Raw genomic sequence first — 14,763 nt, 5'->3', positions numbered from 1 at the left:
TCTTGGTTTAGCTAGAGGCGACTGTCCGCTGCTACGCGGCAGGCCTCTAGACGATGGTCATGACGTTCATCGCTGATGCTTCATGGTCTGCTTCATGGTTGAAGACTCATCAGTTCTTTAGTCCTTTTCACTTACTGTGCGGAATTTCTTCCGCGATGTACTTGCGTACTGCGCTGGTGTCCACATTCGCGGACACCCGGAGGGCCCGCCCGAAGGCACGGCGCGACTCCGCCAGCTCACATGCTTCGATGGTGGGTGTGATCCACGCGCCGCGTCCGGGAAGTCTCCGTCCCGGGTCCGCGATGATGCGCGTGGGGTCTGCGGGGTCGACGACGACGCGCAGAAGCTGAGTGTCCGGCCGCGTCTCGCGCGTGGCTATGCACGTCCGGGTTCGTGTCGGGTTACTCATTTTCGCTTATCGACGCCTTCCACCCCACCACCTCGGCAGGATTGAAGCCAAGGGTCAAGCATACGCCATTGGGGCTCGGAACTGTAACTTGTTGTTCACTTTCACCGGAATGAATCACACCGGCTGGATTCATCGCCCTGGCACACGGTGCCGTCGGGCACTGCGCCCCGGGGGACGAATCTTTGCTTAATCAGCGCGGTCGGTGTCCGAGTGGATGTCGATCTTCCAGCCGGTGAGGCGCGCAGCCAGGCGGGCGTTCTGGCCTTCGCGGCCGATCGCGAGCGAGAGCTGGTAGTCCGGCACGGTCACGCGCGCGGTCTGCGCCTCAAGGTCGAGGACCTCGACCTTGATCACCTTGGACGGCGCGAGTGAATTGCCCACGTAGACGGCCGGGTCGTCGGAGTAGTCGACGATGTCGATCTTCTCGCCGTTGAGTCCGTCCATGATGTTGGTGACGCGCGCGCCGCGCGGGCCGATGCACGCGCCCTTGGCGTTGATGCCCTTCACGGTGCCCTTCACCGCCACCTTGGAGCGGTGGCCGGCCTCGCGCGCGATTCCGACGATCTCGACGGAGCCGTCCTCAACCTCCGGAACCTCGAGCGCGAACAGGCCGCGGACGAGCTCCGGGTGCGTGCGGGACAGGTTGACGGTGGTGTTGCGCTCGCCGGTGGTCACACCCACGACATAGGCCTTGACGCGGTCGCCGTGCTCGAGCTTCTCACCCGGGATCTGCTCCGCCGGCAACAGGATGCCGTCCTGCGGGTTCGCTTCGGTGCCGAGCTGCACGACGACGATACCGCGCGCATTCGCGTTCGCGTCGCGCTGCACGACACCGGATACGACCTTGCCCTCCAGGCCGGAGTACTCGTCGTAGGCGCGGGTCGCCTCGGCAGAGCGCATGCGCTTGAAGATCGCCTCGCGCACAGCCAGCGCACCCACGCGGGAGAAGTTCACCGGGGTGTCGTCGTATTCGGAGACGATGTTGCCCTCGTCGTCGAGCTCGCTGACCAACACCGCGACCTGGCCGGTCTCGGTATCGATGTCGACGCGCGCCTTCGAGTCGCTCACCGCGCCGGCAGCGCTAGCAGCAGTTCCCCCGCGACCGGACGGGCCGCTCTCCTCGCGGGTCTCACGGTAGGCGTGCAGGAGCGCCGTCGCGATCGTGGTCAACAGATCGTCGACCGGGATGTCAGCTTCCTTCTCGATGCCTTCGAGTGCAGCGATATCGATATTCACTTGTCGTCCTTACTACGGGGTGGGGTGGTCGTGCTGGTTCTCGCGTGAATCGCGTTCGGCCCTACTTACCGTCGTTGCCTGCGAGGGCTTCGACGTCGTGGTAGTCCTTCTCCGCCAATTCCACTTCCGCGGCTGGCGGGGTGTTGAACTCAATTTCTACCACTGCACCCGACAACGACGAAATAGGCATGATCTCCACGGTGGGCTCGGCGGACTTCTTCGGCGCCGGAACGATCAGGGCGACGGTGTCCTCCGCGCCATTCAAAGCTCCGATGCGGTAGAGCTTCTCCCCAGCCTTAACCAGGTGGCCGCGGTTGCGGCGCCAGTGGCGGGCCTCGGTCAGCGGCAGGTCCACGCCCGGGGTGGTCACCTCCAGGGTGTAGCCGGCACCGAAATTGACCTCGCCACGCTCCTCGGCGGCATCGAAAAGCTCGGAGAGCTCGTTGGAGACCTCTTCCAACTGGTCGAGCGTCGGTGCCTCATCGCCCGCGACAGCGACGACCACCTGCGATTTCTTGCCCGCCTTGACCGTCTTCACGGTCTCGATGTCCAGACCGTGTGCGTCAATAACGGGGCGGATCAGCTGTGCCAGTTCTTCGCTTTCCGGAAATGCCATGGCCACCACTGTACGGGCACAGGCACAAGCGGGCGGTACAGTCTCCCACTGTGAAGTCCTCCCGCAAGTTCCTCGCCGTCATTCTCACCACAGCACTCGCCGCTCCCCTGGCCGCGTGCTCGCCCCTCGACGTCTTCGGGCCGCGTGCGAACAGCGAGATCATCGCTCTAGCCAAGCAGGCTTCCGCCGATGCCGAAGCCAGCAGCCCGAACAGCGGTGGCGGCGACTCCAACGCGAAGTGGAATGAGCTTCGCATCTTCCATGCCAAACAGCTTCAGGACGAGGCCCAGCGCTTGTGCGGAACGGACGACAACGGCGAGACTCCGTCCACCTGCCAGGTGGAATACGACGGAACTCACTTGCCCGTCGGGGCTGACGCGGCCGCTTTGGTGGAACAGACCGTCGAATCTACGGGCAAGGTCCCCGACGAGTCCGTCGACCTCGTCGTCGCCCAGGCCATCGACGCGGCCGCAGCGGCGGATCTCCCCCTCGACATCGCCAGCCCCATCGACGACGAGGCCGCCTTGGAGGCCGCGAAACAGCTGGCCAGCGCCGAATATGCCGTGGACTACGGCCTCGACATCGCCACCGCCTACGCCGACGACCAGCTGCAGGGACGAATCGACACGCTGCGCACGCTTCACGACGCCCGCCTGTCCGCCCTCCACGACGCCTTCCCCGCTGGCTCTCTGCCCGTCCGCGAAGCCGGCTACGAGGTCCACGGTGGGGCACCGACGAATCCTGCGGAGGCAGCCGCGTTCGTCGATAAGCTTGAAAGCGACCTCGTGGAACGCTGGCGCAATGCCGCCGCCGATGCCACCAGCACCGACTGGCGCGGTGCGGCCATCATCCTGGCCGGCCACGCGCAGCGAGCCGCGGACGCGGGCACTGCCTAGGCCGCGACCGCTCGGGCAGCCCCGCACCAACCGTCTTAGCCGCGGACGAGTTCTTGGACCTTCTCCACGATCTGGTCAGCAGGCACCTCGAGGGTCTCGCCGCCGCGGATGCGCAGCTCGATGATCCCGTCGGCGAAAGCGCGGCCCAGGATCACGATGAAGGGCATGCCCAGCAGCTCCGCATCCTTGAACTTGACGCCGGGAGAGACCTTCGGGCGGTCGTCGAAAAGCACGTCGATCCCCGCCGCCTCGAGCTCACCGACCAGTTTCTCGCCCGCCTCCATCGCGGCCGCATCCTTGTTCGCCACGGCGAGGTGCACCTGGTACGGCGCGATCTCCTTCGGCCACACAAGACCCTTGTCGTCGTGGGTCTGCTCCGCGATGACGGCGAGCATGCGTGTGATGCCGATACCGTAGGAGCCCATCGTGGGCACGGCGCGCTTTCCGTTCTCGTCGAGAATCTGCACGTCGAAAGCCTCGGTGTACTTCCGGCCGAGCTGGAAGATGTGGCCCAGCTCAATGCCTCGAGCCAGTTTCACTGTGCCGTTACCGCTTGGCGACGGGTCGCCCTCGCGGATCTCAGCGGCCTCGATGAACTCATCGACCTCGAAATCGCGGCCGGCGACCAGGCCGACAACGTGCTTCTGCTTCTCGTCCGCGCCGGTGATCCACGACGAACCGGTGACCACACGCGGATCCGCGTAGATCTTCACCCCGTTGGCCTGCAGCGCACGCGGGCCAACATAACCTTTGACCAGGAAGTCGTGCGCGGCGAAATCTTCCTCGGTAGCCAGCTCGAACGTGGCCGGTTCCAGCGAGGCCTCGAGGCGCTTCTCGTCCAGCTCGCGGTCACCCGGAATAAGCACACCGGCCAGCTGCGGCCCCACAGGCTCGCCGTCCTCGCCCACCTGACGGGGATCGTTGATCTTGACCACCATGCACTTGAGGGTGTCGGCGGCTTCGACCGCGCGACCGTCGATAAGCACGCCCTCGTTGTTCGCCCACTCGACGAGCGCCTCAATGGTCTCCGAGGCCGGCGTGTCGTGCACCTGCGCCTCCGGAAGGCCCTCAACCGGGCGCTCGGCGGGCGGGACCGTGACCACAGCCTCGACATTGGCGGCGAAATCACCCGCGGTGGACACCACGAATGTGTCCTCGCCGTTGTCGCTGTACGCCAAGAACTCCTCGGAGGCGGAACCTCCCATCGCGCCCGACGTCGCCTGGCAGATCTCGTACTTCAAACCCACCCGGTCGAAGATCGCGCGGTAGGCGCCGCGGTGCTTTGCGTACGACTCATCCAGGCCCTCATCCGACATGTCGAACGAGTAGCTGTCCTTCATCACGAACTCACGCCCGCGCAGCACGCCCGCACGCGGACGCGCCTCGTCGCGGTACTTCGTCTGGATCTGGTACAGCGTCACCGGGAAGTCCTTATACGACGAGTACAGGTCCTTGACCGCCGCAGTGAACATCTCCTCGTGCGTCGGGCCCAGCAGCATGTCGGCGCCCTTGCGGTCCTTCAAGCGGAACAGGTCGTCGCCGTACTCTGTCCAACGGTTCGTCGCCTCGTACGGCTCGCGCGGCAGCAGCGCCGGGAACAACAGCTCCTGCGCGCCGATCGCGTTCATCTCCTCGCGCACGATCTCCTCGATATTGCGCAGAGCACGCAGACCCAGCGGCAGCCACGAGTACACGCCCGGCGTCGCACGCCGGATGTAGCCGGCGCGAACAAGCAGCTTGTGACTGGGCACCTCGGCATCGGCGGGATCTTCGCGCAGTGTGCGCAGGAACAGCGTGGACAACCGTGTGATCATGCCGTCATCTTAACCCTGGGCTCGACGCGATAGCGTGGAGACCATGCTGATCGTGCTCCCCCCATCTGAAACCAAAGCTCCCGGCGGAGAAATGGACGAAATCGACGTGTCGTTTCCCTCCCTCGACCCGATCCGCGGACGGATCATGGACGACCTCGCCGCCCTCGACGTGGACGACATGATGACCGCACTCAAGCTCCCCGCCACCAAACGCCCGGAAGCCGAGGAGAACCTGACGTTGCGCTCAGCGCCCGTCATGCCCGCCATCTTCCGCTACACGGGCGTGCTTTACGACGCCCTCAACGCCGACACCCTCCCCACCCCCGCCCTCGAGCACCTGGCCGTCGGCTCCGCCCTGTTCGGCGTGGTCCGCGCCACCGACACCATTCCGCGGTACCGGCTCTCCGGCGGGTCCAAGCTGCCGGCCCGCGGCGGTTCCGCCCACGAAGGTTCCGCCCACGAAGGCTCAGCCCGCGGTGGCTCGGCCCGCGGCGGTGCTGCCCCGACCATGAAGGCCCGCTGGGGATCCGCAATCACGGACGCGCTGGCGGACGAGGGCTTCATCGTGGACATGCGCTCCGGTGCCTACCAGCAGCTCGGCCCGGTGCCCGGCGCGGTCACCGTCCGGGTCGAGACCGTGCAGGACGACGGCTCCCGGAAGGTGGTCAGCCACTTCAACAAGCACTACAAGGGCGAGCTCGCGCGGGTGCTGGTCACGGCTCCTGACATCGCCTCTGTCACTGACATCGAGGGGATCGCTTCCATCGCCGAGGCCGCCGGCATGACTGTGGAGCTGCCCGGCGCGGACAGCAAAGACCCGAACCAGCTCATCCTCGTGGTGTAGCTACGCCCATGCCGTCCGCCGTGCCCAGGTCACGGCCACGGACCCCCAGGCCGGCTGGCGCACACAGTGCAGGGAGCGCGACAGGCCGGGGCACGGGGCGTCGATAAGCGTGCTCGTGTTGGGGGACATGCGATGTCTACTATGCTGTGTCCACTATGCGATGCTGATTTTCGCTGACCAGCCACCTGGGCTTTCATGGATTGCATAGTGCATATCGCATAGGGCACACCGGACAGTGGGTTCAGCCAAGCCGGAGAAGCGCCTCACGGACCATCGCGATGAACCCGTCCGGATTGCGCAACAACGCCATCGGATCGACCCGGCGCACGGTGTATCCCCGATTCTGTAGGTACACCTCGCGTTTGCGCTCCTTCCTCAGGGTGATGTCCAACGGCGCGTAAGTCTTTCCGTCGTATTTCTCCTCCCCGTCAACCTCAATGATCAGCTTGCCGAGCCCGAGATCGCCGCTATACGGCCCGACCGGCACCTGCGTTGCCACTTCCGTCATGCCGGCTTGAATGAGGAGCGCCCGGGCGTAGCTTTCGAATGGCGATTGAGAATTATGCACGGCATACCGCAGCACCTCTCGCAGAACTGCGACTCCTTTCTTTCCCCGCATCAGCGCGACTGCCTGCTTCAGCTCAGCTCGCGTGGCGCCGCGCGAAGCAAACAGCCAATCAAAGGCTACGAGTCCTTCCGCGAAACCATGCCGGATCGCAATGTCGAAAGCCGTGCGCACAGGTCCTGTGAACTCGATGCCGGGCAACTCCTGATAGTGGAAGATCTCGGTGCGTTCAAGTTTGCCGCGATAGAACTTCGTGCCTTCTGCCCACTCAGCCTTCGGCGGACTGAATCCAGACGGCAGCGTCAGTTCGACGTGCTCGGGCGTGGCGGCAACGACCCACATGCCGAGCATTCGGGCTGCGGACCGCCCGGTCAACACCGCTTTCGAGGTTCCTAGTCCGATCGCAGCGGCGCGCAGCCACTTCCGCTCGCGGTAGGAAAGTTCAGCCACCATTTCCTTGTGCACGGCATACCTGCGCGACTGCGCGATCAGCGCGCCGCTCGCCAGCTGCCCGAGCAGTTCTCGATCGCCGTAGCACGCGCCCTGCGTATCGACGAGCCCTCCCAGCAGCTCCTTCCCCCCCTAGCCAACTCCACAGTTTCTCCCTTCTCTCCTCTACAGAGGTTGGACTGCTCGAGACGCGGAATGGTTCCGTTCGGATTACCCTCGATACAATGGCCATATGAATTCCCGGTCCTTGTACGGTGTGGCGCTCGGCGTGGCGTTGCTGACGTTCGCGGTCGTTGTGTTGCGTTTCGATTCTGTGCCGGAGCAGATCCCTACGCACATCGGCCCGGCCGGCGAGGTCGACAGCTGGGAGCCGAAGTCTCTTCCGGCCGCGACCTTCGGCGCGTGGTATTCGCTGCTGCTCCTCGCGCTCGTTTACAACGCGGCCCCACGTCCGGGCATCGCTTATCGACGAATCCCCGTCTCCCCCACCTCCCCCATCCCCTTCTCCGAAACCGCTGCCGACAAGACCGCTGCTCTGTTGCGCGTAACGGATCGTTCCATGGCCTGGATTGCGGTAGCGCTCGCCGTGCCGATGTGCCTGATTCAGTTGACGTTCACGTTCCCCGGGCACACGGCGTACCGCCCAGTCGCGCTGGGTTTGCTTGTCGTCGGGCTCATCGCCGCAGTGATCTACACCTTTGTGCTGCTTTCCCGCTGGCCGAAGCAGATGGAAGACATGCCCACCGATGACGATGAACTCGCCCGACAGAAACATTTCGGACCAGGCAGCGGGGTGGGCTTATACAACGAGCCGGACGATCCGATGGTGGCGTGGATCTCGCCGTTCAACCAGAGCAGGGTCGACCTCAACTGGGCGCACGCCCCAGTGAAGCAGTACGCCCTCGTAGTTCTTGTGCTGCTCGTCGCGGTGTGCGTGGTTCCGTTCCTCGCTCTCTAAGCGCGGGCATCTAGAGGAAGTGACGATGAAGAAGTGGATCGCAGGCATCGGAGCAGTTGCGCTCGTGGGAGCTGGGGCGGCGGCAGCCGTCGTCGTGGGGAGCGACACGACGGTCGAGCGCGTTGTCGACGGCGACACCGTCGACGTGTCCACCTGGTTGGGAACTAAGCGGGTGAGGCTTCTCAATATCAATGCCCCTGAGCTTGGTCACTTCGGCGATCCAGAAGAGTGCCTCGCGCAGGAAGCCAAAGACCGTCTGGAGGAACTCCTGCCCGAAGGTACGGAAGTGTCGCTCGAGTACGACAATGACCGCCATGACCGTTACGGCCGCGAGCTCGCCGGGGTGTTTGTGGGCGAGGACTTCATCAACGAGCACATGGTGCGCGACGGGTTCGCCCACGCCGTCGTCTACGAGCCGAACCGGAAGTTCTACGACCGGATCCTCGCCGCCGAAGCCGGACCGCGCGAGAATAGGGCCGGGGTCTTCGGCGCCGAGCCTGGGTGTGTCGTCGGTCACGGCGAACCCGGATGAGCGAATTTATCGGTTTATCGGCCGAGGCGATTTTATCGGTTTATCGGTTACGTTATGCTGAACAGCATGAATAACCCGTTCCGCCCCACTTTCGGCGCGAGTCCACTGGTGTGGGCTGGACGCGCCACCGTGCTCAGCGATTTCAAACGAGCGATTTCCGGCGCAGCAGGCAACCCCGACCGCTCAATCCTCATCTCGGGATCGAGGGGAATCGGTAAAACGGTGCTCCTCACTGAGCTCGAGGACATTGCCGTGCGCGAGGGCTGGATCGTGCTCCGCGCCTCGGCACGGGAAAAGGTGGCGGATTCACTGATCGAGTCCGCGATCCCGCAGGCGATCAACCGGCTTTCCCCTCCGCAACGGCGGCACATCACGGGATTTTCCGTCGCGGGCATCGGCTCGGTGAGAACCGACATGGAGAGCAATGATCCGGTGCCGACGCTGAGCAGCCAGCTCCGCGAGCTGATTTCCAACCTCCACGACACCGGTGTGCTCATCACGATCGACGAAGTCCAAGATGCATCGCCGGAGGACCTCACCCAGGTCGCCGTGGCGTACCAGGATCTCGTGCGCGACGACCTCCCTGTTGCGGTGGCGATGGCAGGCCTCACCCACGGCATCAACGGATTGCTCGATCTCCCCGGCGCGACATTCCTCCGGCGCGCCCGCCACTACGAGCTCGGTCCACTCACCTTCGACGACGCACGCACCGCCCTCGTCGACACCGCCCGCGACGGCGGCAGGACCTTCGAGGATGCGCAGCGGGCGGCCGAATTCAGTAGGGGCTACCCGTATCTCGTCCAGCTCATCGGTTTCTTGTCCTGGGAGGAAGCCGACCAGCGCGGTTCGGGCAGCGTCGACGCCCACGCGGTGTCGGCGGCAATACCGCGCACGCTCGAGCGGCTCGGCGTGCAGGTGCACCAGCCCGCGCTGCGGGAGGTCCCGGCGCGGCAGATGGAGTATCTGCAGGCGATGGCCACGATCGAGGAGGAGACAGGGTCGAGCGAGATCGCGTCGTCCGCCCTCGCGGAAGCGCTCGGCCGCCCCGCCACATCCCTCTCCGATATCCGGGCCCGGCTCATCGAGCGCGATCTGATCAATCCGGCTGGCTGGGGCCTCCTCGAATTCGCCCAGCCGTACCTCGGCCAGTACCTGTTGAACCGGGGTCGGCCGCAGCGCATCAGCTGACGCGCACCGCCCGGTGTGGGTACGGTTCGAACCATGACCACGCCTTCCACCCCCACCAGCTTTGACGCCGCACGCGCGTTCCTCCACGACGCTTCGCACATCGAGGTGTTCACCGGAGCCGGCATGAGCGCCGACAGCGGCATCGCGACGTACCGCGACGCGCAGACCGGCTTGTGGGAGAACGTCGACCCGCAGGATATGGCATCGACTGACGCGTGGCACGACGATCCGGACACGATGTTCGCGTGGTATCTGTGGCGCGCGCATCTCGCGCAGCAGGCGGAACCGAACGCGGGGCACATCGCCATCGCGCGCTCGCCGAAGACGACGGTGACCACGCAGAATATCGACAATTTGCACGAGCGGGCAGGGAGCAAGGATGTCGTTCACCTGCACGGTTCGCTGTTCGAGTTCCGCTGTTCGCTTTGCGACGAAACCTACACCCGCCCCATCGCCTTCCCCGAGAAGCCGGTCGCTGAGATCACCCCGCCAGCGTGCCCGATGTGTGGCGGGCTGGTGCGGCCCGGTGTCGTGTGGTTCGGCGAGGCTTTACCCGAGGACGAATGGGCGGAAGCGGAGCGCCGCATGCGCACTGCCGATGCGGTGTTGATCGTCGGTACCTCCGGGGTGGTCTACCCCGCTGCCGGTCTGCCGCTGTTGGCGCACTCCCGCGAGATCCCGGTCATCGAGGTCACTCCGATGCGCACGGATTTGTCGCACCTCGCCGATGTCGTCATCGAGGACACTGCGGCGAACGCCCTGCCGAAGCTGCTGGGTTAGAGTTCCGCCCGCAGAACCGTGAAACGCTTGTCGCGTGCGGCCTGACTCACCGATGTGAAGCGGCGTTCCACCTCACCGCGGTAGCGCAGGTGGGAGTTGTGCACGAGGTAGAGAGTGCCGCCGTCGGCAAGCAGGCGCGTCGAGGCATCGAGGAGGTGCTGGACCAGGGTGGCGTCGACGGCAGTTCCGTCGTGGAACGGCGGGTTGAGGGCGATGGTGTCGAAGCTCTTCTCCGGAAAGCGGAAGCCGGCGTCGTCCCAGGTCGCCTCCAAACCGATCGCACGCGCGGAAAGGACGGCGTCGGCATCGGAGTCAGTCGCCCGTGCTTCGAAGCCGCGGGTGACGGATCCGTTGCCGCAGCCCAGATCGAGCAGACGCCCCGGATCGTCGGGCAGGCAGGAGCGCAAAAGCTCGCCACCCTGGTCCGGCTTCGCGCCGGAGAAGACGCCGCCGATAGCGATGAGCCCGTCGCCACGCACCGGCTCGTAGGTCACTGGAAGCGGACCGGAGGCGACCAGGCAGCGGAACTTGCCGCGGCCCAGTGACGCGGAGACATTGGAGAAGGACTGTCCGAGCTGCGTGTTCATGCCGCGCGACAGGTGCTTGTTATTCGCCCCCAGCACCACCCGCACGTCGTCGAAGCCGGCACCGGCAATCGAGCGTGCCAGGTAGTCCAGGCGTGCAAGGGACTTCGGCACTTCCCCGATCGCCACAGCCGAACCGGACGAGCCGGCTAGGAGCTCGTCCAGACGCACATCACCGGCGATCCGGGCACCGAGAGAAACAGCCTGTTGACTGCGCGCATAATCCGAATCCAGAAACACGACCGGCCCTCCCACGTCCAGAGCTGCCCGGGTGAGGTCGAGGGTGGGGTCGTGGCAGATGAGGGTGGTGGCGGAGGCGTCGATAAGCGCCTCATCGATGATGAGGCTATCCAGCGTGCGCAAGACCGGCCACCTCCCCGATGACGTAGACGGCCGGGTTGGTGATGCGCTCGCGCTCCATCGTCTCGGCGAGCGAACCGAGCGTTGTGCAGATCTCGCGCTGGCGGGTAGTCTCCCCGTCCTGGATGACCGCGGCGGGCGTAGTGGCGGGAAGCACATGCTGCAACGTCTCCGCGATCGCGGGCGCCTGGCGCACGCCCATGATGACGACGATGGTGCCGCCCACCCGCGCGAGCGCCTCCCAATCGACAAGCGAACGCGGATCATCCGGGGCGAGATGCCCCGAGACAACCGTGAAGGAATGGGTCACACCACGCTGAGTCACCGGGATCCGCGCCGCCGCCGGCACCGACACCGCACTCGTCACGCCCGGCACGACCTCGCACGGCACACCGGCGGAAGCGCACGCCTGAAGCTCCTCGAAGCCGCGGCCGAAGACGTACGGATCCCCGCCCTTGAGCCGCACGACGCGCTTGCCGTCCTGCGCGTGCGCGACCATGAGCTCGTTGATCCGCTCCTGCGCCACCTGCTTCGCGTACGGCAGCTTCGCCACATCGACGATCTCCTTGCCCGATGTGTCCAGGAACTCGTCGAGCTGGTCCGTCGGCCCGAGGTGGTCTGTCAGGATCACATCGGCCGCTTCCAGCGCGCGCAGCCCACGCACTGTGATCAGATCCCACGCCCCGGGACCGCCGCCGACAAGAGTCACACTTCCGTTCATGGCATCCGAGTCTAGGGTGGTGCCCATGCCGGAGAAGAAACTCGCCCACAGCTTCGCCGACGCGCTGCCGTCCATGGCGGTCGAAGCGCGCGGTGCGGAGTTCCCCGACCCGAAGATCGTGGTGCTCAACGAGGGGCTCGCCGCCGCGCTCGATCTCGACGCGGAATGGTTGCGCTCCAGCGACGGCCTCCGCTGGCTCACCGGAGCACACGGCGGCCACGCGACAGCGTACGCCGGGCACCAGTTCGGCCAGTTCGTGCCGCTGCTTGGCGACGGCCGCGCCCTCCTCCTCGGCGACCTCCCCTCCCCGTCCGGCCGCATCGAGATCCAATTGAAAGGCTCCGGGCCGACGCCGTTTTCCAAACCGGGATCCGACGGGCGCGGTGCGCTGGGCCCGATGCTGCGCGAATACGCGGTCAGCGAGTTCATGCACGCGGCCGGTGTGCCCACGACGCGCTCACTGGCGGTGCTGACCACGGGCGAGACCGTCCTACGCCAGCACGGCCCTGTGCCCGGCGGCATAGTCGTGCGCGTGGCGCAAAGCCACTTGCGCATCGGGTCGGTGCAGTACGCGGCCACAAAGTCTGCGGAGCTCGTCGCAGCTGTCGTCGCCGCCGCCGGCTTCGACACGGCGGAAGATCTGCTCTCGACCGTGATGGAGCGCCAACTGGATCTCGTCGCGCGGTGGATGCGATTCGGCTTCGTCCACGGAGTGATGAACACCGACAACACCGCTTTATCCGGCGAGACTATCGACTACGGCCCGTGCGCCTTCACCGAGCGCTTCCGCACCGACGCGAGCTACTCCTCCATCGACGTCCACGGCCGCTACGCATTCGGCAACCAGCCCGACATCATGGCTTGGAACCTGAGCCGGCTCGCCGAAGCCCTGCTGCCGGTCAGCACCCTCGACGCCGTGCAGGACATTCTCGGTGGAATGGAGACGGTGTGGCAGCGGGCCTGGGAGAGGCACATCCCCGACCCGGAGGCGCTGGGGCGTGCCGGGGACATCACCACCCACAACCGCATGCACCACAACGGACCTGTGTTCGTGCCGCGCAACCACATGCTCGACGCCGCCATCGCCGCAGCGGAACGGGACGGCGACTTCGAGCCATACCTCGAGCTTCTCGCCGCCGTGACGGACCCCTACAACGCACAAGCGGGCCCGGCCTGGATGGCCGAGCCCGAAGGGGATCTCCCCTACACGACGTTCTGCGGAACGTGACTAGCGCTCAAGCTTCAGGACACGCTGGGTGTACTCCCACTGCTGGTCGTAGAGGTCGCGGTAACGCTTGAGGGACTTGCCGTACGTCGGGATCATGTCGTAGAGCTTCGGGCCCCACTCGATCATGCGCTCACCGAAGCAGCGCTCAAGCAGCTCGAGCATCGCGGCCGGGGCGATGGACGCACCCGGGGACGCGCCGAGGATACCGGCGATCGAACCGTCCTGGTCGTTGACCAGCGCGGTACCGAACTCCAGGGAGCCGAAGTGAGGCGGAGCAGCCGGCTTGATGATCTGGACGCGCTGGCCGGCGACGACGGCCTCCCAGTCCTTGCCCTCGGCGGACGGCATGTATTCGCGCAGGTCGTCCACGCGACTGTCGAAGGACTTGAAGACCTCCTCGACCAGGTATTTGACCAGATCGAAGTTGTAGGCCGCGACGCCCAGGTAGGAAGGGATGTTGTCCGGACGGATCGACTTGAACAGGTCGAGGTAGGAACCTTCCTTCAGGAACTTCGGGGTCCAGCCACCGAACGGGCCGAAGAGCAGGGACTGCTTGCCGTCGACGACGCGCAGGTCCAGGTGCGGCACGGACATCGGCGGAGCACCGACCTTGGCCTTGCCGTAGACCTTCGCCTGGTGCTGGGCGACCAGCTCCGGGTTGGTGGTGCGCAGCCACGCACCCGAGATCGGGAAGCCGGCGTAGCCGCGGACCTCTGGAACGCCCGCAGAACGCAGCAGATCGAGCGCGTAGCCGCCGGCACCGACGAAGACGAAGCGGGCACGGGAGATTTTGGTGTCGCCGGTGTGCAGGTTCTTGACCTTGACGTGCCAGAACTTGCCCTTCTTCTTCAGGCTCTGCACCTCGTGGCCGTAACGGATCTCGGTGCCGGCCTTCTTGGCGTGGTTGAAGAACTGGTTCGACAGGGCGCCGTAGTTGACGTCGGTACCGGCGTCAGTCCAGGAGATGGCCACACGCTCACGGTCGAAGTCGCGGTTGCGGGCCATCAGCGGAAGCTTCTCCGCGAACTCGTCGCGGTCGGCGGTGAACATCATGTGCGGGAACATGTAGTTGTCGCTGAGCGCCTCGTAGCGGCGGCGCAGGTAATCGATCTGATCGTCACCCTGTGCGAAGGAAACGTGCGCGACGGGGTTGATGAATGCTTCCGGGTCCGTCAGCACGCCCTCTTCGATCTGCTGGGACCAGAACTGGCGGGAAACCTGGAATTTCTCGTTGATGTTCTGGGCCTTAGAAACATCGATGCGGCCATTCTTCTCCGGCGTGTAGTTCAGCTCGCACAGCGCCGAGTGGCCGGTGCCCGCGTTGTTCCACGGGTAGGAGGACTCGAGGGCGGGGCCGTCGAGACGCTCGTACACCAACTGCGTCCATTCCGGCTCCAACTGGCGGATCATGGCACCCAAGGTGGCGCTCATGATGCCGGCACCGATCAGGAGAACGTCAACCTCGTCTCCGTTCCTCGTGCCTTCTGTTTGCTGCGAATACGGTGTTGACACTTTTCAATGACCTCTTCGATCCGATAATCGGGTAATGCTGATGAAGCTTACTCTAATCATTCCACGCTAA

General features: G+C 65.2%; 16 protein-coding genes. 7 read left to right on the top strand and 9 right to left on the bottom strand.

The annotated features are described in order from the left end of the window. Window positions 1-127 precede the first annotated feature (127 nt). The 3 genes from QYR03_RS01015 to rimP form a co-directional block, all read right to left on the bottom strand. On the bottom strand, window positions 128-409 hold the full coding sequence (locus QYR03_RS01015; protein ID WP_301712290.1) for a YlxR family protein: 282 nt from the start codon (window positions 407-409) through the stop codon (window positions 128-130). 186 nt (window positions 410-595) lie between these two features. Further along, the gene (gene nusA, locus QYR03_RS01010) at window positions 596-1,645 is read right to left on the bottom strand and encodes a transcription termination factor NusA (RefSeq protein ID WP_301712289.1); all 1,050 of its coding nucleotides are present in this window, start codon (window positions 1,643-1,645) and stop codon (window positions 596-598) included. Window positions 1,646-1,706: 61 nt separating this feature from the next. Then, entirely contained in the window at window positions 1,707-2,261 is a 555-nt protein-coding gene (rimP, locus tag QYR03_RS01005; protein WP_301712288.1) for a ribosome maturation factor RimP, read from the bottom strand. A gap of 50 nt (window positions 2,262-2,311) precedes the next feature. Here rimP and QYR03_RS01000 point away from each other — a divergent pair, with 50 nt between their 5' ends. Further along, window positions 2,312-3,157, top strand: a complete 846-nt coding sequence (locus tag QYR03_RS01000) for a DUF4439 domain-containing protein (RefSeq protein ID WP_301712287.1) — start codon at window positions 2,312-2,314, stop codon at window positions 3,155-3,157. Window positions 3,158-3,192: 35 nt separating this feature from the next. Here QYR03_RS01000 and QYR03_RS00995 read toward each other — a convergent pair whose 3' ends face one another. Next, complete coding sequence (locus QYR03_RS00995; protein ID WP_301712286.1) at window positions 3,193-4,971, bottom strand: proline--tRNA ligase; 1,779 nt, start codon at window positions 4,969-4,971, stop codon at window positions 3,193-3,195. 43 nt (window positions 4,972-5,014) lie between these two features. Here QYR03_RS00995 and yaaA point away from each other — a divergent pair, with 43 nt between their 5' ends. After that, window positions 5,015-5,815 carry a peroxide stress protein YaaA gene (gene yaaA, locus QYR03_RS00990; RefSeq protein WP_259848683.1) on the top strand — a complete coding sequence of 267 codons (801 nt, stop codon included), beginning with the start codon at window positions 5,015-5,017 and terminating at the stop codon, window positions 5,813-5,815. Here yaaA and QYR03_RS00985 read toward each other — a convergent pair whose 3' ends face one another. Beyond that, a complete protein-coding gene (locus QYR03_RS00985; protein ID WP_259848684.1) occupies window positions 5,816-5,944 on the bottom strand; it encodes a hypothetical protein in 129 nt (42 codons plus the stop codon). Window positions 5,945-6,056: 112 nt separating this feature from the next. Further along, complete coding sequence (locus QYR03_RS00980) at window positions 6,057-6,845, bottom strand: hypothetical protein (protein WP_301712285.1); 789 nt, start codon at window positions 6,843-6,845, stop codon at window positions 6,057-6,059. A 217-nt stretch (window positions 6,846-7,062) separates the two neighbouring features. On the opposite strand from QYR03_RS00980, the gene QYR03_RS00975 reads away from it, so the two are divergent. From QYR03_RS00975 to QYR03_RS00960, 4 genes are all read left to right on the top strand, one after another. Beyond that, window positions 7,063-7,788: a DUF1648 domain-containing protein gene (locus QYR03_RS00975; protein WP_301712284.1), complete on the top strand. Its 726-nt coding sequence runs from the start codon at window positions 7,063-7,065 to the stop codon at window positions 7,786-7,788. 25 nt (window positions 7,789-7,813) lie between these two features. Next, a complete protein-coding gene (locus QYR03_RS00970) occupies window positions 7,814-8,320 on the top strand; it encodes a thermonuclease family protein (protein ID WP_301712283.1) in 507 nt (168 codons plus the stop codon). A 66-nt stretch (window positions 8,321-8,386) separates the two neighbouring features. After that, the gene (locus QYR03_RS00965) at window positions 8,387-9,508 is read left to right on the top strand and encodes an ATP-binding protein (RefSeq protein ID WP_301712282.1); all 1,122 of its coding nucleotides are present in this window, start codon (window positions 8,387-8,389) and stop codon (window positions 9,506-9,508) included. Between the two features lie 33 nt (window positions 9,509-9,541). Continuing rightward, entirely contained in the window at window positions 9,542-10,288 is a 747-nt protein-coding gene (locus QYR03_RS00960) for an NAD-dependent deacylase (RefSeq protein WP_301712281.1), read from the top strand. Here QYR03_RS00960 and QYR03_RS00955 read toward each other — a convergent pair. After that, complete coding sequence (locus QYR03_RS00955; protein WP_301712280.1) at window positions 10,285-11,235, bottom strand: class I SAM-dependent methyltransferase; 951 nt, start codon at window positions 11,233-11,235, stop codon at window positions 10,285-10,287. The genes QYR03_RS00960 and QYR03_RS00955 overlap by 4 nt on opposite strands. After that, window positions 11,219-11,953, bottom strand: coding sequence for a uroporphyrinogen-III C-methyltransferase (gene cobA / locus QYR03_RS00950; RefSeq protein WP_301712279.1), 735 nt, complete (start codon window positions 11,951-11,953; stop codon window positions 11,219-11,221). Before cobA ends, QYR03_RS00955 begins: the two co-directional genes overlap by 17 nt. Here cobA and QYR03_RS00945 point away from each other — a divergent pair. After that, complete coding sequence (locus tag QYR03_RS00945; RefSeq protein ID WP_301712278.1) at window positions 11,952-13,181, top strand: protein adenylyltransferase SelO family protein; 1,230 nt, start codon at window positions 11,952-11,954, stop codon at window positions 13,179-13,181. The genes cobA and QYR03_RS00945 overlap by 2 nt on opposite strands. On the opposite strand, the gene mqo is transcribed toward QYR03_RS00945, so the two are convergent. Continuing rightward, entirely contained in the window at window positions 13,182-14,612 is a 1,431-nt protein-coding gene (gene mqo / locus QYR03_RS00940; RefSeq protein ID WP_301712440.1) for a malate dehydrogenase (quinone), read from the bottom strand. Window positions 14,613-14,763 lie beyond the last annotated feature (151 nt).

Source organism: Corynebacterium sp. P4-C1 (genome assembly GCF_030503595.1).
Taxonomy (GTDB): Bacteria; Actinomycetota; Actinomycetes; order Mycobacteriales; family Mycobacteriaceae; genus Corynebacterium.
The sequence above is the reverse complement of the archived record's forward strand: the minus strand, read 5'-3'. Positions and strand labels throughout refer to the sequence as shown.

Coding starts and splice junctions, on each gene's coding strand:
- QYR03_RS00985 (WP_259848684.1), bottom strand. CDS start 5,944: ATGTCCCCCAACACGAGCACGCTTATCGACGCCCCGTGCCCCGGCCTG.
- QYR03_RS00960 (WP_301712281.1), top strand. CDS start 9,542: ATGACCACGCCTTCCACCCCCACCAGCTTTGACGCCGCACGCGCGTTC.
- rimP (WP_301712288.1), bottom strand. CDS start 2,261: ATGGCATTTCCGGAAAGCGAAGAACTGGCACAGCTGATCCGCCCCGTT.
- QYR03_RS00970 (WP_301712283.1), top strand. CDS start 7,814: ATGAAGAAGTGGATCGCAGGCATCGGAGCAGTTGCGCTCGTGGGAGCT.
- yaaA (WP_259848683.1), top strand. CDS start 5,015: ATGCTGATCGTGCTCCCCCCATCTGAAACCAAAGCTCCCGGCGGAGAA.
- QYR03_RS00995 (WP_301712286.1), bottom strand. CDS start 4,971: ATGATCACACGGTTGTCCACGCTGTTCCTGCGCACACTGCGCGAAGAT.
- QYR03_RS00975 (WP_301712284.1), top strand. CDS start 7,063: ATGAATTCCCGGTCCTTGTACGGTGTGGCGCTCGGCGTGGCGTTGCTG.
- QYR03_RS00945 (WP_301712278.1), top strand. CDS start 11,952: ATGGCATCCGAGTCTAGGGTGGTGCCCATGCCGGAGAAGAAACTCGCC.
- cobA (WP_301712279.1), bottom strand. CDS start 11,953: ATGAACGGAAGTGTGACTCTTGTCGGCGGCGGTCCCGGGGCGTGGGAT.
- QYR03_RS01015 (WP_301712290.1), bottom strand. CDS start 409: ATGAGTAACCCGACACGAACCCGGACGTGCATAGCCACGCGCGAGACG.
- mqo (WP_301712440.1), bottom strand. CDS start 14,612: ATGAGCGCCACCTTGGGTGCCATGATCCGCCAGTTGGAGCCGGAATGG.
- QYR03_RS00965 (WP_301712282.1), top strand. CDS start 8,387: ATGAATAACCCGTTCCGCCCCACTTTCGGCGCGAGTCCACTGGTGTGG.